Origin of the sequence: Microvirga sp. RSM25, assembly GCF_044784385.1 — a bacterium.
Lineage (GTDB): Bacteria > Pseudomonadota > Alphaproteobacteria > Rhizobiales > Beijerinckiaceae > Microvirga > Microvirga tunisiensis.
Window position 1 is genome coordinate 4,133,950 of record NZ_CP173039.1, and the last position, 23,755, is coordinate 4,157,704.

Consider the following 23,755-nt stretch of genomic DNA (forward strand, 5'->3'; position numbering starts at 1 on the left):
GCGGTTTCCTGAAAAATCGCCAGAGGAAAGCTTAGTGCTCGCGGAACGCGCGGGCGATCTGCTCCTGCATCGGCTTGAAGAAATATTCGAACGGGGTGCGCTGGTTCACCTCGACGAACACCTCGGCCTGCATGCCTGCGATCAGGTGCAGGTTTTCCAGCTTCTTGATCTCGTCCTGCGGCAGCTCGATCCGGATCGTGTAGAAGGTCGCGCCGGTCTGCTGATCCCGCGACACGTCCGCCGAGATCCGGCTCACGGAGCCGTGCAGGTCCGGGATCATGCGCGCATTGGAGGCATGGACCTTCACGGTCGCCTTCTGGCCGAACTTCACCTGATCGATTTCGTTGGGCAGAACCTTGGCCTCGAGCTCGAGCTTGTCGTTCACCGGAACGATGTTCATCACCGGCTCAGCCGGGGAGATCACGCCGCCGATCGTGTGAACGTTCAGCTGGTGGACATAGCCGTCGCTGGGAGCGCGGATGTCGATGCGCTTCAGCTGATCGTCGGCCGCCACGCGCCGCTCGGTGTATTCCGCGATCTTGCCCTGGATCTCGCGCAGCTCCTGCATCGCCTCGGCGCGCATCTGCTCGTCGATCTGGATGATCTGGAACTGGGTCTCGGCAATGCGGCTCTCGGCCTGGGCGACGGATGCGATGAGCTGACCGCGCTGCCCCTCGATGCTCGCAGCGTCGCGCTCGAGCGCGTTCAACCGCGTGATCGGAACCAGGTTCCGATCATAGAGGTCGCGGACGCCCTTCAGCTCCGCCACGATCAGCTCGGCCTCGCGAGCCTTGGCCTGCTGCTGAGCCCTCAATCCCACGATTTCGTCCTGGGACTGGGCGATGCGCTTCCGGAGCTGGTCCTTCTGCGCGTCGCGGGAGGCGCCGCGCGCCGTAAACAACGTGCGCTCCGAGGATATGATCTTCGTCACGGCCGGTTCATTGAGCCGGCCGGCGAATTCCTCGGGAGTCTTGACCTCGGACGCGCCGTCGCGCTCCGCCTCCAGGCGAGCCTGGCGGCCGATATACTCGTCGAGCTGCTTGGAGACGACCTGCATGTTGGCGCGCGTCATCGTCTCGTCCAGGCGGACCAGGAGATCGCCCTGCGAAACGCGATCGCCTTCCTTGACCTTCAGCTCGCCGACGATGCCGCCGGTCGAGTGCTGGATCTTCTTGACGCTGGTATCGACCACGAACTGACCGCCGGCGACGACGGCGCCGGACAGGGTCGACGTGGCCGCCCAGAGACCGATCGTCCCGCCGAAGAGGGCGATCATGGCCACGCCGCCGATGGTCGACTGGCGCAGGATCCGCTGGTGGACGGAGGGTTTGCTTTGGGGAGCTTGAATGACCAACATTTAACCAACCTCTCGCAGGTTCGCAGCCTGAGCTGCCGGCGCCTGCTGCGGCCGCACCGGTGCAGGTGCCGGCGTCGCATTGCGTTTCATGACGGACTGCAGAACCTCGTCGCGCGGTCCCACGGCCTTAATCCGGCCCTCTTCCATGATGGCGACGTGATCGACTTGACCGAGAGCGGCCGGACGGTGCGTGATGACGACGACGACGCCGCCGCGCTTGCGCACCGCCAGGATGGCCTGGTTCAGGGCCTCGTCGCCGGCGCCGTCGAGGCTGGCATTCGGCTCGTCGAGAACGACCAGGAACGGGTTGCCGTAGAGAGCACGGGCAAGAGCCACGCGCTGGCGCTGACCGCCCGACAGGGAGGCACCACCTTCGCCGATCCGGGTATCGTAGCCGTCGGGCAGGTTGAGGACGAGCTCATGCGCGCCCGCCGTCTGCGCCGCGGCGATCACGTCCTCCGGCTTGGCGTTAGGCTGGAAGCGGGAGATGTTCTCGGCAATGGTGCCTTCAAACAGCTCCACATCCTGCGGCAGGTAGCCGACGTGGCGGCCGAGCGAATCCGGCTCCCACTGGTCGAGGGCCGCGCCATCGAGGCGGATTTCGCCGCGCAGGGTCGGCCACACGCCGACGAGGGCGCGGGCAAGAGTCGATTTGCCCGAGGCGCTGGGGCCGATGAGGCCGAGGCCCTGGCCGGCCTGAAGCTGGAGCGAAGCAGCCTGGACGATCGGCAGCGAGGCGCCGGGAGCACCGACATAAACCTCTTCCACCGACAGGGCGGCCTTCGGCGCAGGCAGCGGCATGCGCTGGCCCTGAGCCGGCACGAGGTTCATAATGTGCTGGAGGCGGCGATAGGCCTGACGGGAGGCCGTGAAGCCCTTCCAGTGGGCGACCGCGATTTCGATCGGAGCGAGCGCACGGGACATCAGGATCGAGCCGGCGATCATCAGGCCGCCCGACATCTGTCCCTGGATCACGTAATAGGCGCCGAGGCCCAGGATGGCCGACTGGAGCACCATGCGGAAGACCTTGGCGAAGGCGCTGATGCCGGCCGAGGACTCGCTGGCGACCAAACCGTCATTGACGTGACGGACATGCACCTCGTCATAGCGCTTGGCCAGGAAGCCCAGCATGCCGTTCGCGCGGATGGTCTCCGCATTGCGGCGGCTGGTCTCGGCCATGGCATGACGCTCGGCGCCGCTCTTGGTTACCTCGTAGGAGGGAGCCTTGCTCTTGGCGTCCGTGTAGAGGGTCAGGATGATGATCACCACGCCGCCGACCACCGACATCACGCCGATGCCGGGATGGATCATGAAGCAGCCGATGAGGAAGATCGGCATGAACGGCATGTCGAACAGAGCCGTGGGGCCCAGGCTCGAGAGGAAGCCGCGGATCGTATCGAGATCGCGGATTGGCTGCATGCTCTCTGCCTGCTTGGCGCCCTTGAGCGGCATCGTGGCCACCAGATCGAAGACCCGGTGCGAGAGCAACTCGTCGAAGCGGGCGCCGATGCGCGCCAGCATCCGGCCGCGCAGCATGTCGAGACCGCCGGAGAGCGCAAACGCCGCAAGGGTAATCAGGGAGAGACCAATCAAGGTCGGGATGCTCCGGCTCGACAGCACGCGGTCATAGACCTGGAGCATGTAGATGGAGCCCGTGAGAGCCAGAAGGTTGACCACCGCAGAGAATACGGCAACCCCGGTAAAAGAGGGAAGGCAGGACTTCAGAGCGTCTTGGACCTCTGTGCTTTCTTCCCGATTTCTCGATGCCTGCTTCATATCTTCTTTCCATAGGCCGACCAGTCACCCGGCGCCATCGTGGTTGTAGAGCCATTGTGCAAGGTTATACCCTACCACAATGTTTGCCATCTGGCGATGGCTGCGATGTCGGGGTCGTGGCCCCACAAGAGTATCTCGTTATAGTTAGGCCTGGAAGGCCATGTTTCTCAGCACTCTTATGGGTATCGAGATGCCCCTAAGGTGGTCGCTTTCCGTTACGCCACCTTTTGTAACCCTATTATATGTAACTATGTCAACAAAAAATTCTGAATGTCCGTGTGCAATGCTACATTCCCCTCAATCTGGAGAGGGTATGTAACGTAAGCACTTAACTCTAGAGATAATGCTTTGGTAAACTTTCAGGGTTAATGGTCTCTGACCTGAAAATGAGGTCGGAATATGGACATCAACATAGGTTCTCCGGATCGCAGCGAAGCCGCGAAGCAGGACGGCGCATTGTCCAAAACCGCCGTCCGGATCGACCCTACGGCCAGCGCAGCGCTGGAGGAGGCGATCAAGACCGCGAAGCTTGGCCTGAAGCCGGCGCCCTCCCCTGAAGTGTCAACGGATGAGCGCATTGCGACCGGTAGCCGGGCTTTTCCCAGCAAGTTCCTGAGCCAGGCCGCCATGGCCCTGCTCTTCGTGGGAGCCGGCTGGTCCGCTTCCTACATAGGGACACTGGCCAACAAGGATGCCATCCATCGTCTGGAGGCCGAGACGACCCGCAGCCGGGAGATCCTCGCGCGGCTGAGCACCGACCTCGATGCCCTCCGAGAAACCGTGGTGGCGTTCAAGGACGTCGAGCACACCGCGTCCACCTCTTCGGAGTCCGAACAGACGAAGCTGACAGAGAAGCTGGAACGCCTCACCATCAGCCTGCAGGAACCGGGCAAGAAGTTCTCCGCTCTCGAGGGCCGGCTCGACCGGATGGAGAGTCAGATCCTGACCACTCTGGCGGGGCTGAGCACGAAGCCTGCGACCCCTCCCGTTCCTGCAGTACCTCCGGCTGCCGAGGCTGCAAAGCGCGAGGAGCCCCCCGTTCCCACGCCGGTGAAAAGCGAACCTGTCGACGGATGGGTGCTGCGCGAGGTCTATAACGGTGCGGCTCTCGTCGAGAACCGCAATCGCCGCCTCTACGAGGTCATGCCCGGCGGCATTCTTCCCGGGGTCGGCCGCATCGAAGGCATCGAGCGCCGCGGCGCCCGCTGGGTCGTGGTGACCGACAAGGGTTTTATTGGCACCTACCGCTAGAGCATCGGACGGAGAGCCGGATCCGCTTTTCGCTGACGCGGACCTTCGGTTCCGCACGATGCGCTAGTGAGGGATGATTCCTCTCAGGCCATAGACGAGCCCCGCGAAGACCGCGAGGCTCGCGATATACAGGAACACGAACCAGAGCAGGCGTTTCGAGCGTCGTTCCGGCGGACGATGTGTTTCAGCTTGCATCAGTGATATCCGTAGCCGCCGCCTGAGATCTCGTCAGCCACCTTGCCGCGGAAGACGTAATAGGAATAGGCCGTGTAGGCGAAGGTCATCGGCAGCACGATCGCGAAGCCCACCAGCGCGAAGAGCTGGGAATTGACGGTATTCGCCGTATCCCAGATCGTGAGGTTGGGAGGTACAATGTATGGAAAGAGGCTGATGCCCAGGCCGAGATAGCCGAGCAGGAACAGGGCAATTGCCAGGAAAAACGGTCGGTAATGCCGCCCCTCCTCCAGGTCGCGGAAGAGCCTGTAGGCCACATAGGCCGTCACCAGAGGGATCGGCGCGAGAAACGCGATGTTGGGCCAGGAGAACCAGCGCGTTTCGATCTGCCTCTCTAAGAACGGAACCCACACCGACACGATGGCCATGGCGACGATGGTAGCGAGGAGAAAACGCACCGCCATGCGGCGCGCCCAGATCTCCAGTTCGCCCGTGGTCTTCATCACGCACCAGGTCGCGCCGAGCAGCCCGTAGCCGAAGATCAGACTGATGCCGGTGAGCACGCTGAACGGAGTCAAGAAATCGAAGGTGCCGCCGGTGAACTGGCGACCATCGGTGGCGAAGCCCTGCACGAAGGTGCCGAGCACCATGCCCTGGAAGAAGGTCGCCACCAACGAACCGAAGAAGAAGGCGTTGTCCCACAAGAATTTCGAACGATCCGCCTTGAAGCGGAACTCGAAAGCGACGCCGCGAAAGATGAGCGCGACGAGCATGAGGATGATCGGCAGGTACAAGGCCGGCATGAGCACCGCATAGGCGATGTGAAAGACGGCGAAGAGGCCGCCGCCGCCGAGGATGAGCCAGGTCTCGTTGCCGTCCCAGATCGGCGCGACCGAAAACATCATCCGGTCGCGCCAGTTGTCGCTGCCGGCCGCCTTGAAGAGGATGCCGACGCCGAGATCGAAGCCGTCGGCGATCACGTACATGGCAACCGCCACGGCGAGCAGCCCGGCCCAGATCACCGGAAGCCAGAAGGCCAGTCCCTCATATTCCATTCCGAAGCCGAACATGATCTTCAAGCCTCCTATCGCGCTGGTAGCGCCCTGTGACCGGGTCGGCCCTCAATCCCCTCGTCCGGCACGGAGAACGGACGCTTCGGCTTCTTGCCGAGATCGTCCCCGCGAATGTCCTCGACCGGATCCGGTCCGCGCCGCAGGATCTTGGCGAGATAGTAGGAGCCGAAGCCGAACACGAAGGCATAGACGACGATGAAAATCAGGAGCGACGCGGTGACCGCTCCTGCCGCGATAGGAGACACGGCATCGGCCGTGCGCAGATGGCCGTAGACAACATAGGGCTGGCGGCCGATCTCGGCGGTGAACCAGCCGAAGAGCACGGCACCGAAGCCGGACGGCGTCATGATCATGGCAGCCGTCAGGAAAGTTCTGTTGGTGAACAATGTGCCCTTCCAGCGCAGATACAGACTCCACAGTCCGATGCCGAGCATCGCGAAGCCGATGCCGACCATGATGCGGAAGGAGAAGAAGACTGGCCAGACCGGCGGACGCTCGTCCGGGGGGACCTCCTTCAGACCGGGCACGACGCCGTCGAAGGCGTGCGTCAGAACCCAGCTTCCGATCTTCGGAATGGCGATCTCGTAATGGTTCGTCTCCGCCACTTCATCGGGAAGGGCGAAGAGGCGAAGCGGCATGTTCGCCATCCGGTCCCAGTTGCCCTCGATGGCAGCGAGCTTGGTCGGCTGATATTTGAGCACGCCGAGACCGTGAAGATCGCCGATCACGATCTGGACCGGCACGAAGATGGTGGCGAACCACAAAGCCATGGACATGGAGCGCCGCGAGCCGGCGAGTTTCGCCTCCGGCGCATCGTGCGGATGGCGCAGCAGCATCCAGGCGGACATCCCGGCGACCGCGAAGGCCGTCGTCAGATAACAGCCCATGACCATATGCGCATAGCGTAAGGGGAAGGACGGATTGAAAACGACCTTGAACCAATCGACCGGCACAGCCTTGCCGTTCTCGATGGCGAAGCCGTCCGGCGTCTGCATCCAGGAATTGGCGGAGAGAATCCAGAAGGCGGAAATCAGCGTGCCCAAGGCCACCATGCAGGTGGCGAAGAAATGCAGGCGGTCGCCAACCTTTTCCCAGCCGAAGAGCATGATGCCGAGGAAGGCCGCCTCGAGGAAGAAGGCCGTGATGACCTCGTAGGCGATGACGGGGCCGAGCACGTTGCCGGTGAACTCGGAGTAGCGTGACCAGTTCGTTCCGAACTGGTAGCTCATGACGATACCGGAAACGACCCCCAGACCGAAGGAGACCGCGAACACCTTCACCCAGAAGCGGAAGAGGTTGCGGTAGAGCGGGTTGCCCGTGCGGAGCCAGTTGAACTCCAGGGCCGCGAGCCAGCTGGCAAGACCGATGGTGAAAGCCGGAAAGATGATGTGGAAGGCGATCGTGAACGCGAACTGGATGCGCGAGAGCATCAGGGCATCGAATTCCATTTCCGCTTCCCCTCATCAACCTACCTGCTTTTAGGGCGTCGGCAGGCAGGGACCAGAGGTGGGTGGCTCAATGAGCCCGCAGATTTGGACTATATTCCCCAGAAACCGGCCGCCATCCCGTGCTGAGGCGCTGCAGGGCTTCGAGCTCGATCGGGTCATGACTGCAGAAGATCTTGACGTTGCTGCGACCATCGTTGGCCAGAATTCGCAGCCGCTCCTGGTTGTGGAGGCGCAGCGGCCGGTCCTCCTCCATCATGCGCTGATAGGCGAGTAGCCCCGGCGTGCAGGACGAATCTTTGTCCATCTCATGCCGATAGAAATAGGCATCGCCTGCGTTGAGCAGCCATCCGTCCGGCGTATCGATGGCAATGCCGGCATGTCCCATGGTATGGCCGGGCAGCGGGATCATCAGGATCTCAGGCGGCAACCCATCGAGATCGCGCACCGAGCCGAAGCCGAACCAGCGCTCCCCGGTGGGGTCGTAGAAACGCCAGTCCCGCACCTCGTCCCATTGCTTAGGGCTGTAGCGGCGGCGATGGATGAAGCCGTGTCTCACCTCGGCTTCCTCAACCTCCGCGCGCAGGACATGAACGGTTGCGTCCGGAAAGTCCTCGAGGCCGCCGGCATGGTCGAAATCGAGATGGGTCAGCACGATGTGGCGCACGTCGCGGGGCGAGAAGCCGAGGCTCTTCACCTGTTCCAACGCCGTATAGCGATGCTCCAGCTGGATCCGATTCGTGTAGATAAAGAGCGGGCTGATCCGCCCGTAGGGATCCTCCACATCCCTGGAGCCGAAGCCCGTATCGACGAGAACAAGGCCGTTGCTGTCCGTCTCGACAAGCAGGCAGTGGCAGATCAATCGGCCCGTCAGGCCACGGCTGACACCATCCCAAAGCTTTCCCCCGACAGGACACATGCAGCCGCAATTGAGATGATGAATGCGCATGGAGGAGCCTCGCTGAAATGAAGGTGGCGAAGCCCTAACGGGCAAGACAGGAAAATGTTCGAACGGCTGACAGGACGTCTCGATCCCTGGCAGAAAGCAGATTTCCCGTCATTTTCTCGTCACTTGCGGCAGGAGAAGGGAGGAAAGTGCTCGCCGTTCCGGCGTTCATGGCAGCGACCACCATCATGTTGGCGAGGTCGAGTTCCTCCGCGGACCGGGGGCAGACATGCCCCCTCGTCGTGCAGTCCGAGGCCAGGAAAGCCTCGTGACGCTCGATGAACTCCTGACTCAGACCCTTCGTGCCCCGATGTGCAAGGGCGTCCGACCACGCTTTCTTATAGCGAGCGCACTTCACCTCAGGCCAGCTTCGGGGTTGAGAATCTTGCGCAAGGACGGGCGCAGTGCCGCTGGCTGCGGTGAAAGCCAGCAGGGCCGCAAAGGCAGCTAATGTCGGCGGACGTCTCATCGCATCCTCGGCTCGTTCAGCGCGGGTGCGATGGACCATGGGAGAGGCTTAAGGTCAAGCCGTCGGAGTGCTCGAATCCCGCCTGCCGCCCATCTTGATTCAAGCCCGCATCTCGGGCTGGGCCTTGCCCTCCTTCCTGCCCGACGATGCACGACGCTTCTTTGCGGGCTTCTTCTCCGCCGGCTTCTCGACTTCTCTGGAGAGGCGCTGCTCCAACAGTGCCAGAACGGCTGCCTCTTCGGGCTTGAGACTGGCGAGATCCTCGCGCAGCTCCGTCTCGATCTCTTCCTTGATGTCCAGAAGCAGGCCTCCGTCGAGATAGGAGGCGAACACTTCAGGATGAACGTAGCATTTGCGGCAGATGGTCGGCGTGTTGCCGAGCCGCGCTGAGACCTTCTCGATGGCGGCCCGAATGTTCTTCTTGGCCTTGGCATCGCTGTCGAACTCCTCGAACTCGGCAAGCGCGAGTGCCGCCAGCACCGTGCCGGCCCAGGTCCGAAAATCCTTCGCCGTGATCTCGCTTCCCGTGATCTCCTTCAGGTAGGCATTCACATCGGCCGAGGTGATCGATTGCTGCTCGCCGTTCTCGTCGAGATATTGGAACAGATCCTGCCCCGGCAGGTCCTGGCAGGCCTTCACGATCTTGGCGACGCGCCGATCCTTGACCTGCAGGCGCCAGGTCTTGCCGCTCTTGCCCTTGAACTGGAAGCGCAACGCGCTGCCTTCCACCTTCACATGCGGATCGCGCAGGGTGGTGAGGCCATAGCTCTTGTTCTGCCTGACATAATCGGAATTGCCGACGCGGATGAGCGTGTTTTCGAGGAGATGCACCACCGTCGCCAGCACCTTTTCGCGCGGCAGCCCGCGAAGACTCATGTGCTCGTCGATGGTCTTGCGGATCGCCGGCAGGCCCTTGGCGAATTCGAGCATGTGCTCGTATTTCGTGCTCTCTCGGACCTCGCGGAAGCCCGGATGGTAGCGATACTGCTTGCGGCCCTTGGCGTCGCGGCCCGTCGCCTGAATGTGGCCGTTGGCCTTGGCGCAGATCCACACATCCGTATAGGCGGGCGGGATCGCGAGGGACCTGATGCGCTCGAGGGTCGCCTTGTCCTCGACCTTTTTGCCGTCCGGCTTTGTATAGGTGAAGCCCTTGCCGGATTTCCCGCGCCGGATGCCTGGCTCCTCGTCGGAGACATAGAGCAGCCCCGCTGTCTCGGCGGCGTCGCGAGGGTCGACGACATTCTCGGTGGTGGCGTTCGATTCCGGCATGGGAAGCCTTGATTGAAGAGCAAGACGTCAACCGGGCCGCGCCAGTCCGGGTTCCCTGTGCGACCTCGCTCCGTGTGATTTGCGCCGGTCGTTCCGGAGCTTGAAGACCAGAATGGTGGCGCTCAGGATCAGGCTCAGGACGTTGAAGATCATCATGGGCCAACTGCCGATCAGGAACCCATAGGCCGACCACAGGACGAAGGCCGTGACCGTGACCATGTACATGTGCTTCGAGATGGCTCTCGTGTCCCGCTCCCGCCAAGCCTTGACCACCTGGGGAACGAAGCTCGAGGTCGAGAGGATGCCCGCAATCGTCGCCAGGAAGGTCGGCAGCCAATCCGGCATGTCTGTTGTCTCCCATGTTTCAAGATGACGGCAACGGGCCCTGATCGAGGGAGTTCCCTTTTGCCCTCCGTGGAGGGTAGAAGGGCGCAACCGTTTCAACCGGATCATCCCTTGTCTTCCTTGTCTCTGCCTGACGTCCAAGGCCGCAAACTCGTTTTCGTCATCACCGAAGACTGGTTCTTCGCCTCCCATTTCCTGCCCATGGCCAGGGCCGCGCGCGAGCTCGGGCTTCAAGTCACGGTCGTGACCCGGGTGCGCTCGCACCGGGATGTGATCGAGGCCACGGGCGCCAAAGTGATCCCGCTCGAAGCCGAGCGGCGCAGCCTGAACCCCATGGCGGCGGGCTATGCCGCCGGGCAGCTGGCTGCGATCCTGAAGGCTGAGAAGGCCGATCTCGTCCATTGCATCGCCCTCAAGGGCATCCTGGTCGGGGGCTTCGCGGCCGCCATGGCGGGCATCGGACGCCGTGTCTATGCGCTGACCGGCTCAGGCTTCCTGGGGGCCCGTACGGACATGATTGCGCGCCTCTCGCAGCGCGCCGTGCGCCTGCTCGTGCGCGGCCTTGAAACCGGCCGGACCCGCTACCTCTTCGAGAACACGGACGATCCCAAGCTCCTCGGCCTCGATCCCGCGAGCGACCGGGTTACCATTCTCGGCGGAGCCGGCGTCGATCCGGATCTTCTCAAACCCGCTCCCCTGCCCCACCAGCCGCCGCTCAGGGTCGCGGTGGTGGCCCGCATGCTCTGGTCCAAGGGCATCGACGTGGCGGTGGAAGCGGTCCGCGCCGCCAGAGCCCAAGGTGCCGACATCGAGCTGTCCCTCTACGGCGCCCCCGATCCCTCGAACCCGAAGGCAATTCCGGAAGAGACCCTGAAAACCTGGAGCGCCGAGCCTGGCATCTCTTGGTATGGGGCGACACGGGACGTCGCCGCCGTTTGGCGCGAGCATCATGTCGCCTGCCTGCCCTCGCGCGGTGGCGAGGGTCTGCCGCGAACGCTTCTGGAAGCCGCCGCCTGCGGCCGCGCCGTCGTCACTACGGACGTCCCCGGCTGCCGCACTTTGGTGCGGGAGAGCATCGAGGGGCGTCTCGTTCCGGCCAACGATCCGGCGAGCTTGGCCGAGACACTCGGGGCCTTGTCCCGCCGGCCGGAGGAAGTGGCCCGCATGGGCGAGGCCGCCCGCGCCCGCGTTCTTGCCGGATTTACGGAACGGCATGTGATCGAAAGCGTCAAACAGCTTTACCGCTCCATCCTCGCCTCATGATTCCCGATCCCGTCGCCTTCATCCAGTCCGAGACCAGGCTTCGTCCCGTGCCCCATACGCCCGAGATCTCCCTGCACGTGGCCGACGAAGCGACGGAGCTCTGGCAGAAGACCGAGGAGGAACTGGGCGAGATTGGTCTGCCGCCCCCCTTTTGGGCCTTTGCCTGGGCGGGCGGGCAGGCGTTGGCCCGCTACATCCTCGATCGACCGGAAACCGTGCGCGGGCGGCGCGTGCTGGATTTCGCCTCGGGCTCTGGCCTTGTCGCCATAGCGGCCATGAAGGCAGGCGCCGCCGAGGTGACCGCCAGCGACATCGATTCGTTTGCCATCGCGGCCATGGGTCTCAATGCCAAGGCCAATGGCGTTTCGATCAATCCGCTCGAGGCCGATATCGTCGGGCAGGATCAGGGCTGGGATACGGTACTGGCGGGCGATATCTGCTACGAGCGCGATCTCGCCAACCGGGTCGTCGATTGGTTGTTGGGCCTGAGCCAGAGAGGTGCCACAGTCCTGATCGGCGATCCAGGCCGCAGCTACCTTCCCAAGGATCGGCTGGAGAACCTTGCCGCCTACGAAGTACCGGTAACCCGGACGCTCGAGGATGCGGACATCAAGAAATCCAGTGTCTGGCGCTTCAGGCAACCTTGAACGCTTCTCCTCTGCAAATCTGCATCAATTTTACGCAGACCTTTGCAAATTTCCCTCTTCAATCATGTAGCGTTATAACCTACATATATGAGGTGGATTCGCGCTGCAGTCGCCGGGCGCGAGGACGACGGGGGCTTAACAGCGTCAGCAGCCGAAACAAGGAGTGATCCGATGGCTCATACACCATCTCTTCAGCACAGCTTGCCCCCTGAGGGTGCCCCGATCCGCTCTCCCAGAGCCTCTGAAAAGACTGAACGGGCCATTGTCCAGTCGGAGGCCCTCTGCCTGGCCAAGGGGGTGCGGCTGACCCCCATCCGCCGCCGCGTGCTCGAAGTGCTCCACGCCTCCGACAAGCCGCTCGGCGCCTACGATCTGGTGGACCTGCTCGGCTCGCAGGCACGGCGCATGGCGCCCATCACCATCTATCGCGCCCTGGACTTCCTCATCGAGCAGGGTCTGGTGCATCGGCTCGCGAGCCGGAATGCCTATATCGCCAGTTCCAACACCTCCCATGGTCGCAGGACTACGGCCTATCTGATCTGCGAAGGATGCGGAGATGTGAATGAGATCACGTCACCGGTTGTGGCCGATACCGTGCTCAAGATCCTGCAGGAGCAGGGCTACCAGCCCCGCACGAAGATTCTGGAGATCACGGGACGCTGCGCCGGTTGCCAGGACGTTCACTGAGGCTGACCCCGATTCCATTAAGCCGCGCTTGACGAAGAAGGCTTTTGGCATCAGCTAAACGGCGGCAGCCCGGAGCTGCCGCCGTGGATTGCAGCATGTCCTTCACCTCGCCTTCTGAGACCGCTCCCGCCCCTGAGAGCCTCGCCGGCCCCGCTCAGCGCCACCGCACGGTGGGCGTGCACGTCGGGTCCGTCATGGTCGGCGGCGGCGCGCCGATCGTGGTCCAGTCGATGACCAACACCGATACGGCCGATGTGGACGCGACCGTGGCCCAGGTCGCCGCGCTTGCCCGGGCGGGCTCGGAGATCGTGCGCATCACCGTCGACCGCGACGAGGCCGCCGCCGCTGTGCCCAAGATCCGCGAGAGGCTCGACCGACTTGGCGTGGCCGTGCCGCTCGTCGGCGACTTCCACTATATCGGCCACCAGCTTCTCGCCGATCACCCGGCCTGCGCCGAGGCGCTGGCCAAGTACCGCATCAATCCCGGCAATGTGGGTTTCAAGGAAAAAAAGGACCGGCAGTTCGGGGCCATCGTCGAGCAGGCGATCCGGCACGGCAAGGCCGTGCGCATAGGCGCCAACTGGGGTTCTCTCGACCAGGAGCTGCTGACACACCTGATGAACGAGAACGCGACCTGCGCGAATCCCCGCGACATGCGCTGGGTCACCCGCGAGGCCATGATCCAGTCGGCCCTGTTGTCCGCCGCCCGCGCGGAGGAGATCGGTCTGGGCCGCGACCGGATCATCCTCTCGGCGAAAGTCTCGGCGGTTCAGGACCTGATCTCCGTCTACCAGGATCTCGCTCGCCGTTCCGATTATGCCATCCACCTCGGCCTCACCGAGGCCGGCATGGGCACAAAGGGCATCGTGGCCTCCTCCGCCGCCATGGGTATCCTGCTCCAGCAGGGCATCGGCGACACGATCCGCTATTCCCTGACCCCTGAGCCCGGCGGTGACCGGACCCTGGAGGTCAAGACGGCCCAGGAACTGCTCCAGACCATGGGCTTTCGCACCTTCGTGCCTCTCGTCGCCGCCTGCCCCGGCTGCGGGCGGACCACATCCTCCGTGTTCCAGGAGTTGGCGCGGGACATCCAGAATTGGATCTCCACCTCCATGCCCGAGTGGCGCCGGACCTATCCCGGCGTCGAGAATCTGAACGTGGCCGTGATGGGCTGCATCGTGAACGGGCCCGGGGAGTCGAAGCATGCGAATATCGGCATCTCGCTGCCCGGAACGGGCGAGCAGCCGGCGGCTCCAGTGTTCATCGATGGCCGCAAGGCCATGACCCTGCGCGGCCCGACGCTCGCCCAGGACTTCCAGAAGCTCGTCCTCGACTACATTGAGAAGAATTACGGCCAACTCGGGCGCGATGCCGCCGAATGAGGCAGCAAGCGTGGCCATGGAACCTCCCGCGAAATTCCGTTTTAAGCTAAGGCGCGATGTGCTAGAGAGCCGCCGCGCCGGCATTGACGGCTGCTGCGCTCTTTGGAGAAGGGGCCGCCCTTCGTCGTTTGCAGAGTGATTCAACAAGAGCCGTCCGCGGGCACGTCCGCAAAGAAAAGCACACATGGCAGAACAGCACGCCGTTGCCTCGGGACATGCAGATTCCGCAGCCCCTGAGGCCACCTTACCGGACAGCCATTTCAAGGCGAGCTTCTGGACCCTGACCCTTGGCGCCATCGGCGTCGTCTACGGCGATATCGGCACCAGCCCGCTTTACGCCATGCGCGAGACCGTGATGGCCGCGACCGGCGGTCACCATGGTACTCCCGTCCCCCTGACCCGAGAACTGGTGATCAGCATCCTGTCGCTCCTGCTGTGGGCGCTGATCCTCACGGTGTCCGTCAAATACGTGTTCCTGCTGCTGCGGGCCGACAACAAGGGAGAAGGCGGCTCGCTGACCCTGGTGGCCTTGGCGCAACGTGCGCTTGGGCGGCGAAGCCTCCCGGTGCTCATGATGGGCATGGCGGGAGCGGCCCTCTTCTATGGCGATGCCGCCATCACGCCGGCCATCTCGGTGCTCTCGGCCCTGGAAGGCCTGAAGCTCGTCGCGCCCTCCTTCGAGAGCTATGTCCTTCCCGGCGCGCTGGCGATCCTGATCGCCCTTTTCGCCGTACAGAGCCGCGGCACAGGCAAGGTCGCGGCCTTCTTCGGCCCGCTCACGCTTCTGTGGTTCATCACCATGGCAGGCCTCGGCCTCCTCCATATCGCCGACGATTGGGAGGTTCTGCTCGCGTTCAACCCCTATTACGGCGTGTCCTTCCTGGTCACCCATCCGGGAACGGCCTTTGCGATCCTCGGCAGCGTCTGCCTTGCCGTGACGGGCGCCGAGGCCCTCTATGCCGACCTCGGCCATTTCGGCCGCAACCCGATCCGCGTGGCCTGGGGCACGGTGGTGTTTCCGGCACTTGCCCTGAACTATCTCGGCCAGGGCGCCCTTGTTCTGTCCAACCCCGAGTCCATCACCAATCCGTTCTTCCTGCTGGCCCCGCCCTGGCTGCTTCTCCCCCTGGTGATCCTCGCCACCCTGGCGACCATCGTGGCAAGCCAGGCCGTGATCACCGGCGCCTATTCCCTGACCCGGCAGGCGGTACAGCTCGGCATCCTGCCGCGCCTCGAAGTGCGATTTACCTCGGAGACGCACCAGGGACAGATCTACCTGCCGCGCGTGAACTGGCTGCTGCTGGCCGCCGTGGTCAGCCTGGTGCTGCTCTTCGGCTCCTCCAGCAGCCTGGCCAGCGCCTATGGCATCGCGGTGTTCGGCACCATGGTCGTCACGACCCTGCTCGCCTGCCTGGTCATGAGCCGGAGCTGGGGCTGGGGGCCGCTGAAGACCGGGCTCATCATGATTCCGCTGCTGCTGATCGACCTCACCTTCCTGTCCTCGAATCTGGTGAAGCTTCTCGACGGCGGCTATGTCCCGCTGGTCATCGCCGGCGTCTTCTTCGTGCTCATGTGGACCTGGGTGAAGGGAACCAGGATCCTGTTCGAGAAGACCCGCAAGATCGACGTGCCTTTCCTCGAATTGGTCCAGATGCTGGAGAAAAGTCCCCCGCACCGGGTGAAGGGCACCGCCGTCTTCCTGACGAGCGATCCGGACACGGCGCCGGCGGCTCTCCTGCACAACCTCAAGCACAACAAGGTGCTGCACGAGAAGAACGTGATCCTTACCGTCAACAGCGAGGACGTTCCCCGCGTGGAGGACGAGGATCGTGTCGCCATCGAGCATGTGGGCGATTCGTTCTGGCGCATCCGCCTGAGCTACGGCTACATGGAGACACCCAACATCCCGCGCGGCCTCGCGATCCTGCGCAAGCAGGGCTTCAAGTTCGACATCATGGCGACATCGTTCTTCCTGTCGCGCCGCTCGATCCGGCCCGCCAGCCAGTCAGGCATGCCGCTCTGGCAGGACAAGCTGTTCATCGGCCTGGCGAAATCCGCGAGCGACGCCACGGACTTCTTCCAGATCCCGACCGGGCGCGTGGTGGAAGTCGGCACCCAGGTGACCGTGTAAGCCTGTTGCTCTTGGCCTGACTCAATGTCAGTTTTGGCGATCCATGACTGATATCACCCTCATCCGCCCCAGCCTGGACTGGCTTCCTTTTTACGCCCGCGCCCTCGAACAGGGCTGGTCGCCCAACACGGACCAGGATGTCAGCCGCGAGCAGCTTCTGCAGTTCCGGCGCGACCCTAAGCGCTTTCTCCACGACCTCTACAACAGCCCCATGGTCCGGCTGCCGGACGGGCGTGAGGTGGCGCGTCTGCCAGCGCACGATTTCTGGATCAGCGACGGCGAGTTCTGCGGTCGCATCGGCTTTCGCTTTCAGAGGGGAACGGAAGATATGCCGACCGCCATCTACGGGCATATCGGCTACACCATCGTGCCCTGGAAGCAGAGACGGGGCTACGCCACCCAAGCGCTCCGCATGATCCTGCCGGTCTGCCGGTCGGAAGGTTTCTCGCGAGTGCTGATCACTTGCGACGACGACAACGAGGCCTCGCGAAAGGTGATCCTCGCCAACGGCGGCAAGCCCGCGGGCTCTCTTCCGCACAACCGCCGCCCCGGTCATGTCAAGCTGACGTTCTGGGTGCCGACAGCTTGACACGGAAGCACACGGGAGCGGTGGCGCCGAGGGGACTGACGCGTCGGATCTAAACCTGCCGCTCCACGACGAAGCGTACCGCCTCGCGCAGGATCTGCGCCTCCGGCCCGAAGCCGTCGAGAGCGCTTTCCGCCTTCGCGACGAGTTGCTGGCACTCGCGGCGGGCACCGTCCATCCCGAGCAAGTCGACAAGGGTCGCCTTGCCCTTCTCCTGGTCCTTGCCCGTGCGCTTGCCGAGAGCCTCTGCGGAGGCTTCCCGGTCGAGGATGTCGTCTGCGACCTGGAAGGCTACGCCGAGCGCGCGTCCGTATTCGACCAGCTTCCGGCGCGCCGCTGCATCGGCCTGCCCCAAAAGTGCCCCTGCCTCGACCGAGAAGGTGAGGATCGCGCCGGTTTTCATCATCTGGAGCAGTCGCACATCGGCTTCGCCCATGTCGGCGGCCCCGTAGCGCCCCTCCGCCGTCAGGTCGAGCAGTTGCCCCCCGATCATGCCGCCAAGGCCCGAGGCGCGGGCGAGGCCGAGCACGAGATCGGACCGGATGGCAGGCTCGGACGCGGTCGCCGGATCGGCGAGAACCTCGAAGGCGAGCGTCTGGAGCGCGTCTCCCACGAGAATGGCCGTGGCCTCGTCATAGGCCTTGTGCACGGTGGGACGCCCCCGGCGCAGATCGTCGTCGTCCATCGACGGCAGATCGTCATGCACCAGGGAATAGCAATGCAGGAGTTCGACGGCGCAGCCTGCCCGCAGGGGCCCTTGCCCTTCCACTCCGAAGAGGCGGGCTGCCTCGATGGCCAGAAACGGACGCAGGCGCTTGCCGCCTCCCAGGACCGCATGACGCATGGCGGCCATGAGGCGGGGCGGCCGGGCAATCTCGCCCGGAGCGGCTTTGTCTGATAGCAAGGCTTCGAGACTTGCTTCGACAACCCTCGCGGCGTCAGAGAGCCGCGTCGTGAAAGTGCTGGTGGATGGCGCCATGACGAGCCTGAATTCGGATGGAGCCGCCGCTCCGTCCGAGGGAAATGCTGATGAGCGATTGAGGCCAAAATGGATGCTGCGGTCGGGACGGCCGCGGGAGCCGATGACGGTCGCCCGCTTTTTCCGCCGCCTCATTCAGATCGGCCTTGGTCTCGTTCTCTTATGGGTCGGCGCGGTCTTTTGGCTAGGCCTATTGTACTGGGCCGTGCCGCCGGTTTCGACCCTGATGCTCGGCCGCTGGCTCACCCTGCAGCCCGTGGAACGGGATTTCGTCGAGACTCGACGAGATTTCGCCCAACCTGCCGCTCGCCGTCATGACCGCCGAGGACAGCCGCTTCTGCGAGCATAACGGCGTCGACTGGGATGCCCTTTGGGACGTGGTGGAGGCCGCCGATGAGGACGGCCCGTCCCGGGGAGCCTCGACTATCCCCATGCAGGTGGCGAAAAACCTCTTCCTGTGGCCGAGCCGCTCCTATGTCCGCAAGGGCCTTGAGATCCCGGTCGCGCTCTATCTCGACCTGATCTGGTCGAAGCGCCAGATGATGGAGGTCTATCTCAACGTCGCCGAATGGGGCGACGGTGTCTTCGGGGCCGAGGCGGCGGCCCGGAAGTATTTCCGCAAGTCGGCCAAGAATTTGACCCGTCAGGAGGCAGCCCTTCTGGCGCGGGCCCTGCCCAACCCTCTGGTCCGCAATCCGGCTCGCCCGCGGCCCGGCCACCGGGCCTTGGCGGGACAGCTGCAGGTGCGTATGGAGAGAGCTGCCCCCTTCAGCGATTGCCTGAAGCCTTGAGAGCCACCCTGCGGCAATGAAAAACCCTAGGATTACGTCAAAGGGCTAGATATTTGCCCAAAGACCTTGTATGAGGCGCAACCTCATCAAGTTTGAGATGTGAGCGTTCCCCGGTTGAGCGGGCGCTCCGCTATTTTAACCGGAGACGAGATATGGCCGTTCCAAAAAGAAAAACGTCGCCTTCGCGGCGCGGAATGCGTCGCTCCGCCGATGCCTTGAAGGCCCCGACCTACATCGAGGACAAGGATTCCGGCGAGCTGCGCCGTCCTCACCATGTTGACCTGAAGACTGGTATGTACCGTGGCCGTCAGGTTCTGAAGGTGAAGACCGACGCGTAATCCTACGCGGCATGCGACGATCCGAACCGGCGCCTCGGGCGCCGGTTTTTTTATGCCCATAATCCCCAAGCGCTCTGATTTTCCATCACTTTTTACCCTTCATTAAACCTGAAGGCCGATCCTGCATCCCTTGGTTTTCAGGGATTTCGGTCGGGCTTGCGAAGAGGTGTCTTCAGTCGTCCCTGATCCGTGCGTATTCGAGGGTGAGTGTGATGGCGACGAAGCGGCAGGGCCGGACGGGACTTTTCAAGGGCGGATCCCGGTCGCCGCGCCAACGCCAAGCCTCCCCGACCTCTCGCTCCCCCTGCCATAGGCGTCATCTATGCCTGGGACATGGTGTCCGACACCCTATCCTGGGGTCCCGGTGCCGCCGAGGCGCTCGGCCTGCCGTCGAGAGACCTGCCGAAGACCGGCCAGGCCTTCTCTCAACTTGTCGAGCCCGGCTGCGGTCTGTCGCGTCAGGATGCCATCGGTACAGCCGAGGGCCCAGGTCGCGCTTACGAGACCCGATTTGCCCTGCGGTTCGAACCGGACCGGGTGGTGATGGTCGAGGATGCAGGCCGCTGGCAACCGGATGTTCAGGGACGTCCGGCCTTTGCGCGCGGTCAGCTGCGTCTCGACGCGGCTTCGGGCGCAAGGGATCTGCTGCCTGCGGTGCTGAAACAGCGCTCGGAGCTACTGTGCAGTATCCAGAACGGCATCAATGAGGCTCTGAGGATATCCCAGACCTGCACGCTGATCGTCGGCGCGCTCGACGATGAAGAGGCCGACGCCATGGCGGAGATCGCCCGCAAGCTGCGCCCGATGATGCGCCGCCACGATCTCTTCACCGTTCTCGGCCCTCACCGCTTCGCCCTGACCCTGACCTGCTGCCCGGCCGCGGATGCTCCGAGCGCCATGAAGCGGCTCATCGGGCTCATGAAGGATCATCCAGCCGCAGCCTCTCTTCATCTGGGAGCGGCCTGCGCGCCGGATCACACCTTCAAGGCCACCAAGCTGCTGCGCTTTGCCGAGCGCGCTCTGGCCTCGGGAGTCGAGCGCGGGGAAGCCTGCAAGCTTTACGATGCGCGTCCGAAAGCTCCGTCGCCGGCCGCCGAGCAGGCGCCGTTCGATTGGATCGCTGCCCTCAACAGCCGCAGCCTGATCCTCGCCTGCCAGCCGATGGTGGAGGCTCACAGCCGAACCCCCGCCCTGATGCAGGCCTGTGCCTCCCTCTCGAGTTCCGAAGGCGGCCCGATCCCTCTCGGCCCGGTGCCGCGGCTGAAGGAGGCGAACCTCGCTCTTCTCGTCGACGGACGCATGCTGGAACTGGCGGCCGATCATCTGAAAGATCATCCCGGCGCGCGCCTGGCGCTGCCGGTCTCAGGCAATACCCTGCAGGATACCGAATGGCTGCCCATTCTGGCGGCGCATCTCGGCGCCCGTCCCGGCATCGAGTCGCGGCTCGTTATCGAGGTTCCCGAGGCTGCTCTGGCCGAGTGCCGAAAGACCCTGGGCCGTCTCCATGCCATGAAGGCCTTAGGGATCGGGCTCTCCCTCACCGGCTTCGGAGCAGGCTATGTTTCGCCGAGCCAGTTGCGGATGCTTCCCGTCGATCTTCTCAAGATCGACGGCGTCTTCATCCAGCCGCTCAAGCGTTCGACCGACGACCGCCTCACCATCAGAACCCTGGTCGATAGGGCCCAGCACCTCGGTATCGCCACAGCCGCCGAATGGGTGGATGACGAGGTCACAGCCCGCCTGCTGGCGAGCTGGGGCGTGGATTATCTCCAGGGCGCATTGTTCGGCGAGCCTGAGGCGGTGCTGCAGTCCTCGACCCTGCATCAAATGCTGAAGAAGGCGCGCGGCTAGAGCATCGGACGCAAAAGTGGAAGGCACTTTTGGGATCCACCCAATGCTCATCCTTTAACTGGCGCATCGTGCTCCTCGCAGAGCTACTTGGCAGAGCTACTTGCTCGCGAGCTTGTCGAGCTTGGCCTGCATGTCGGCCATCTGCTGCTTCAGACTGTCGAGGTCGTTCGTTTCCTCACCCTTCACAGCTGGCCTCGTCTCAGGCGCGCCCGGGGCCGATTGTGGAAAGGGCGAGAACATGCGCATGGCCTCTGTAAAGAAGCCCATATTCTTGCGCACCTGCTCCTCCATGGCCTGGAAGGCTCCCGGACCGAAGGCCTGCGCCATCTGGTCCCGGAGCTTCTGCTGCTCCTGGGACAGATTGTTCATGGAAAATTCGAGATAGCTCGGCACCACGGCCTGCATGCTGTCGCCGTAGAAGCGGATCAGCTGGCGGAGCACGGTGACGGGAAGGAGGTTCGGCCCCTCCTTGTTTTCCTGCTCAAAGATGATCTGGGCCAGGACCGAGCGGGTGATCTCCTCGCCCGACTTCGCGTCATAGACCACGAAATCCTCACCCTTGCGCACCATGCCGGCCAGATCTTCCAGCGTCACGTAGGTGGAAGTGCCCGTATGGTAGAGGCGGCGGTTGGCATATTTCTTGATGACCGTCGGTTTCTTGTCCGTCGCCATTTTGCCCGATACGCTCCCGGGAAATCCACCATGCCCGGCATCCTTCATCCCGATCCGTCGGGATGCCAGTCCTCAATGATTATAAGTCTTATGCTGAACGATCAAAGCGCCAAAAGTCTAAGGCGTCTCGGGGCAGGGTTGCGCGATCCGATCCTTGACATCCCAGCCTCTGGGGATTTGATCGGGTCAGCCCTACATTCATTCCAACATCAAATCATCAGCACAGGAGAGAGGCATGGCTCGAGACAGCATCGTCATCGTCGGCGCGGCACGTACCGCCGTCGGCTCGTTCAACGGAGCCTTCGCCAACACCCCGGCCCATGAGTTGGGCGCGATTGCCATCAAGGCGGCTCTCGAACGCGCCAAGGTCGACGGCTCGGAAGTGGACGAGGTGATCCTCGGCCAGATCCTTACCGCGGCCCAGGGACAGAACCCGGCCCGTCAGGCGGCCATGGCCGCGGGCGTGCCGCAGGAAAAGACCGCCTGGGGCCTCAACCAGCTCTGCGGCTCGGGCCTGCGCACGGTGGCCATCGGCATGCAGCAGATCGCCAATGGCGATGCCAGCATCATCGTAGCGGGCGGCCAGGAATCCATGTCGCTCGCCCCGCACGCGGCGCATATGCGCTCCGGTACCAAGATGGGCGACTTCAAGCTCATGGACACCATGCTGAAGGACGGCCTGATGGACGCCTTCAACGGCTACCACATGGGCAACACCGCCGAGAACGTGGCCCAGCGCTGGCAGCTCACCCGCGAGGAGCAGGACCAGTTCGCGACCTCCTCGCAGAACAAGGCCGAGGCCGCGCAGAAGGAAGGCCGCTTCAAGGATGAGATCACGCCTGTGACGATCGCGTCCCGCAAGGGCGACATTGTGGTGGACCAGGATGAGTACATCCGCGCCGGCACCACCATCGAATCTCTCGCCAAGCTGCGCCCTGCCTTCTCGAAGGAAGGCACGGTCACCGCCGGCAATGCCTCGGGCATCAATGACGGCGCGGCCGCCATCGTGCTGATGACGGAAGCCGAGGCCGAGAAGCGCGGCCTGACCCCGCTCGCCCGCATCGCCTCCTGGGCGACTGCCGGCGTCGACCCGGCCATCATGGGCACGGGTCCGATCCCGTCCTCGCGCAAGGCACTGGAAAAGGCCGGGTGGAAAGTGTCCGACCTCGAACTCGTGGAGGCCAACGAGGCCTTCGCGGCTCAGGCGCTCGCGGTCAACAAGGACATGGGCTGGGATCCGTCCATCGTGAACGTGAACGGCGGCGCCATCGCCATCGGTCATCCCATCGGCGCTTCGGGCGGGCGCGTGCTCGTGACCCTGTTGCACGAGATGGGCCGGCGCAACGCCAAGAAGGGCCTCGCGACCCTCTGCATCGGCGGCGGCATGGGCGTCGCCATGTGCCTCGAGCGCTAAAAGCCGCCTCGAGCGCTAAAAACTTGAAGAGGCGCCAGGAAATTCCGGCGCCTCGCCCTTCCCCGCTCTGCCAAATATCCTAAGCTATGTTGGGAGGCGGTCCGAATCCGAACGTCTCACAATGAATGGATCCTTGAGAGATCCACACGGAAACGGTGTTGGGAAGGAAACAGCATGGCACGCGTCGCATTGGTTACGGGCGGCACCCGCGGCATCGGTGCCGCGATTTCAAAAGGCTTGAAGGACGCAGGCTACAAGGTTGCCGCGAATTACGGTGGCAATGACGAAGCCGCCAATCAGTTCAAGACGGAGACCGGAATCCCGGTCTTCAAGTTCGATGTTTCCGATGCGGCATCCAGCGAGAGCGGCATCCGGGCGGTCGAAGCCGAGCTCGGCCCGGTCGACATCCTGGTCAACAATGCGGGCATCACCCGCGACGGCATGTTCCATAAGATGACCTACGATCAATGGTCGGCCGTCATCCGCACCAACCTCGATTCCATGTTCACCTGCACCCGCCCCGTGATCGAGGGCATGCGCGAGCGCGGCTTCGGGCGCGTCATCATCATTTCCTCCATCAACGGCCAGAAGGGACAGATGGGACAGGCGAACTACTCCGCTGCGAAAGCGGGCGTGGTCGGCTTTGCCAAGGCCCTGGCGCAGGAGAACGCCAACAAGGGCGTCACCGTCAACGTGATCGCGCCGGGCTATATTGCCACCGAAATGGTGAAGGCGGTTCCCGAAGAGGTTCTGAAGTCCAAGATACTGCCGCTCATTCCCGTCGGCCGTCTCGGAGAAGCCGAGGAGATCGCCCGCAGCGTGCTCTTCCTGGCCGCCGACGAGGCCGGCTTCGTCACCGGCTCGACCCTGTCCGTCAACGGCGGGCAGTACATGGCCTGACGTGCGGAG

The 23,755-nt window shown here is 63.6% G+C and carries 21 protein-coding genes and 1 pseudogene; 12 read left to right on the forward strand and 10 right to left on the reverse strand.

Annotated features, from left to right (window positions below; translation table 11 throughout):
- Nucleotides 1-31 precede the first annotated feature (31 nt).
- Together ACD578_RS19575 and ACD578_RS19580 are read right to left on the reverse strand one after the other, a co-directional pair.
- Nucleotides 32-1,357: an HlyD family type I secretion periplasmic adaptor subunit gene (locus ACD578_RS19575; protein WP_404287725.1), complete on the reverse strand. Its 1,326-nt coding sequence runs from the start codon at nucleotides 1,355-1,357 to the stop codon at nucleotides 32-34.
- Nucleotides 1,358-3,133 carry a type I secretion system permease/ATPase gene (locus tag ACD578_RS19580; protein WP_404287727.1) on the reverse strand — a complete coding sequence of 592 codons (1,776 nt, stop codon included), beginning with the start codon at nucleotides 3,131-3,133 and terminating at the stop codon, nucleotides 1,358-1,360.
- Nucleotides 3,134-3,532: 399 nt separating this feature from the next.
- Here ACD578_RS19580 and ACD578_RS19585 point away from each other — a divergent pair, with 399 nt between their 5' ends.
- Nucleotides 3,533-4,384: a hypothetical protein gene (locus ACD578_RS19585; protein ID WP_404287729.1), complete on the forward strand. Its 852-nt coding sequence runs from the start codon at nucleotides 3,533-3,535 to the stop codon at nucleotides 4,382-4,384.
- A 63-nt stretch (nucleotides 4,385-4,447) separates the two neighbouring features.
- Here the strand turns inward: ACD578_RS19585 and ACD578_RS19590 are convergent, their stop codons facing one another.
- From ACD578_RS19590 to ACD578_RS19615, 6 genes are all read right to left on the reverse strand, one after another.
- Entirely contained in the window at nucleotides 4,448-4,579 is a 132-nt protein-coding gene (locus tag ACD578_RS19590) for a hypothetical protein (protein WP_274597168.1), read from the reverse strand.
- Nucleotides 4,579-5,628, reverse strand: coding sequence for a cytochrome d ubiquinol oxidase subunit II (gene cydB, locus ACD578_RS19595; protein WP_404287731.1), 1,050 nt, complete (start codon nucleotides 5,626-5,628; stop codon nucleotides 4,579-4,581). The genes ACD578_RS19590 and cydB overlap by 1 nt, the downstream gene beginning before the upstream one ends.
- 14 nt (nucleotides 5,629-5,642) lie before the next feature.
- The gene (locus ACD578_RS19600) at nucleotides 5,643-7,079 is read right to left on the reverse strand and encodes a cytochrome ubiquinol oxidase subunit I (protein WP_404287733.1); all 1,437 of its coding nucleotides are present in this window, start codon (nucleotides 7,077-7,079) and stop codon (nucleotides 5,643-5,645) included.
- A 67-nt stretch (nucleotides 7,080-7,146) separates the two neighbouring features.
- The gene (locus tag ACD578_RS19605; protein WP_404287735.1) at nucleotides 7,147-8,025 is read right to left on the reverse strand and encodes an MBL fold metallo-hydrolase; all 879 of its coding nucleotides are present in this window, start codon (nucleotides 8,023-8,025) and stop codon (nucleotides 7,147-7,149) included.
- Nucleotides 8,026-8,590: 565 nt separating this feature from the next.
- The gene (locus tag ACD578_RS19610; RefSeq protein ID WP_404287737.1) at nucleotides 8,591-9,760 is read right to left on the reverse strand and encodes a DNA topoisomerase IB; all 1,170 of its coding nucleotides are present in this window, start codon (nucleotides 9,758-9,760) and stop codon (nucleotides 8,591-8,593) included.
- A gap of 27 nt (nucleotides 9,761-9,787) precedes the next feature.
- The gene (locus tag ACD578_RS19615; RefSeq protein ID WP_152712074.1) at nucleotides 9,788-10,105 is read right to left on the reverse strand and encodes a SemiSWEET family sugar transporter; all 318 of its coding nucleotides are present in this window, start codon (nucleotides 10,103-10,105) and stop codon (nucleotides 9,788-9,790) included.
- 111 nt (nucleotides 10,106-10,216) lie between these two features.
- On the opposite strand from ACD578_RS19615, the gene ACD578_RS19620 reads away from it, so the two are divergent.
- The 6 genes from ACD578_RS19620 (at nucleotide 10,217) to ACD578_RS19645 (ending at nucleotide 16,804) form a co-directional block, all read left to right on the forward strand.
- Nucleotides 10,217-11,368, forward strand: coding sequence for a glycosyltransferase family 4 protein (locus ACD578_RS19620; RefSeq protein WP_404287739.1), 1,152 nt, complete (start codon nucleotides 10,217-10,219; stop codon nucleotides 11,366-11,368).
- A complete protein-coding gene (locus tag ACD578_RS19625) occupies nucleotides 11,365-12,015 on the forward strand; it encodes a class I SAM-dependent methyltransferase (protein WP_404287741.1) in 651 nt (216 codons plus the stop codon). The genes ACD578_RS19620 and ACD578_RS19625 overlap by 4 nt, the downstream gene beginning before the upstream one ends.
- Nucleotides 12,016-12,186: 171 nt before the next feature.
- Nucleotides 12,187-12,702 (forward strand): Fur family transcriptional regulator, encoded by a 516-nt coding sequence (locus ACD578_RS19630; protein WP_404287743.1) that lies wholly within the window; start codon nucleotides 12,187-12,189, stop codon nucleotides 12,700-12,702.
- A 95-nt stretch (nucleotides 12,703-12,797) separates the two neighbouring features.
- Nucleotides 12,798-14,084: a flavodoxin-dependent (E)-4-hydroxy-3-methylbut-2-enyl-diphosphate synthase gene (gene ispG, locus ACD578_RS19635; protein ID WP_404287745.1), complete on the forward strand. Its 1,287-nt coding sequence runs from the start codon at nucleotides 12,798-12,800 to the stop codon at nucleotides 14,082-14,084.
- Between the two features lie 184 nt (nucleotides 14,085-14,268).
- Nucleotides 14,269-16,215, forward strand: a complete 1,947-nt coding sequence (locus ACD578_RS19640) for a potassium transporter Kup (protein ID WP_152712064.1) — start codon at nucleotides 14,269-14,271, stop codon at nucleotides 16,213-16,215.
- Nucleotides 16,216-16,258: 43 nt separating this feature from the next.
- Nucleotides 16,259-16,804 (forward strand): GNAT family N-acetyltransferase, encoded by a 546-nt coding sequence (locus ACD578_RS19645; protein ID WP_404287748.1) that lies wholly within the window; start codon nucleotides 16,259-16,261, stop codon nucleotides 16,802-16,804.
- Nucleotides 16,805-16,853: 49 nt separating this feature from the next.
- On the opposite strand, the gene ACD578_RS19650 is transcribed toward ACD578_RS19645, so the two are convergent.
- Nucleotides 16,854-17,780: a polyprenyl synthetase family protein gene (locus tag ACD578_RS19650; protein ID WP_404287750.1), complete on the reverse strand. Its 927-nt coding sequence runs from the start codon at nucleotides 17,778-17,780 to the stop codon at nucleotides 16,854-16,856.
- A gap of 103 nt (nucleotides 17,781-17,883) precedes the next feature.
- Here ACD578_RS19650 and mtgA point away from each other — a divergent pair.
- The 3 genes and pseudogenes from mtgA (at nucleotide 17,884) to ACD578_RS19665 (ending at nucleotide 20,760) form a co-directional block, all read left to right on the forward strand.
- Nucleotides 17,884-18,571: pseudogene (gene mtgA, locus ACD578_RS19655) on the forward strand (monofunctional biosynthetic peptidoglycan transglycosylase).
- A gap of 152 nt (nucleotides 18,572-18,723) precedes the next feature.
- A complete protein-coding gene (gene rpmF / locus ACD578_RS19660; protein WP_152712060.1) occupies nucleotides 18,724-18,909 on the forward strand; it encodes a 50S ribosomal protein L32 in 186 nt (61 codons plus the stop codon).
- Nucleotides 18,910-19,242: 333 nt separating this feature from the next.
- On the forward strand, nucleotides 19,243-20,760 hold the full coding sequence (locus ACD578_RS19665) for an EAL domain-containing protein (RefSeq protein ID WP_404287753.1): 1,518 nt from the start codon (nucleotides 19,243-19,245) through the stop codon (nucleotides 20,758-20,760).
- Nucleotides 20,761-20,856: 96 nt separating this feature from the next.
- Here the strand turns inward: ACD578_RS19665 and phaR are convergent, their stop codons facing one another.
- A complete protein-coding gene (gene phaR, locus ACD578_RS19670; RefSeq protein WP_404287755.1) occupies nucleotides 20,857-21,432 on the reverse strand; it encodes a polyhydroxyalkanoate synthesis repressor PhaR in 576 nt (191 codons plus the stop codon).
- A 235-nt stretch (nucleotides 21,433-21,667) separates the two neighbouring features.
- Here phaR and ACD578_RS19675 point away from each other — a divergent pair, with 235 nt between their 5' ends.
- Together ACD578_RS19675 and phbB are read left to right on the forward strand one after the other, a co-directional pair.
- A complete protein-coding gene (locus tag ACD578_RS19675) occupies nucleotides 21,668-22,846 on the forward strand; it encodes an acetyl-CoA C-acetyltransferase (protein ID WP_404287757.1) in 1,179 nt (392 codons plus the stop codon).
- Nucleotides 22,847-23,020: 174 nt separating this feature from the next.
- Entirely contained in the window at nucleotides 23,021-23,746 is a 726-nt protein-coding gene (phbB, locus tag ACD578_RS19680) for an acetoacetyl-CoA reductase (RefSeq protein ID WP_404287759.1), read from the forward strand.
- The last annotated feature ends 9 nt before the right edge of the window (nucleotides 23,747-23,755 follow it).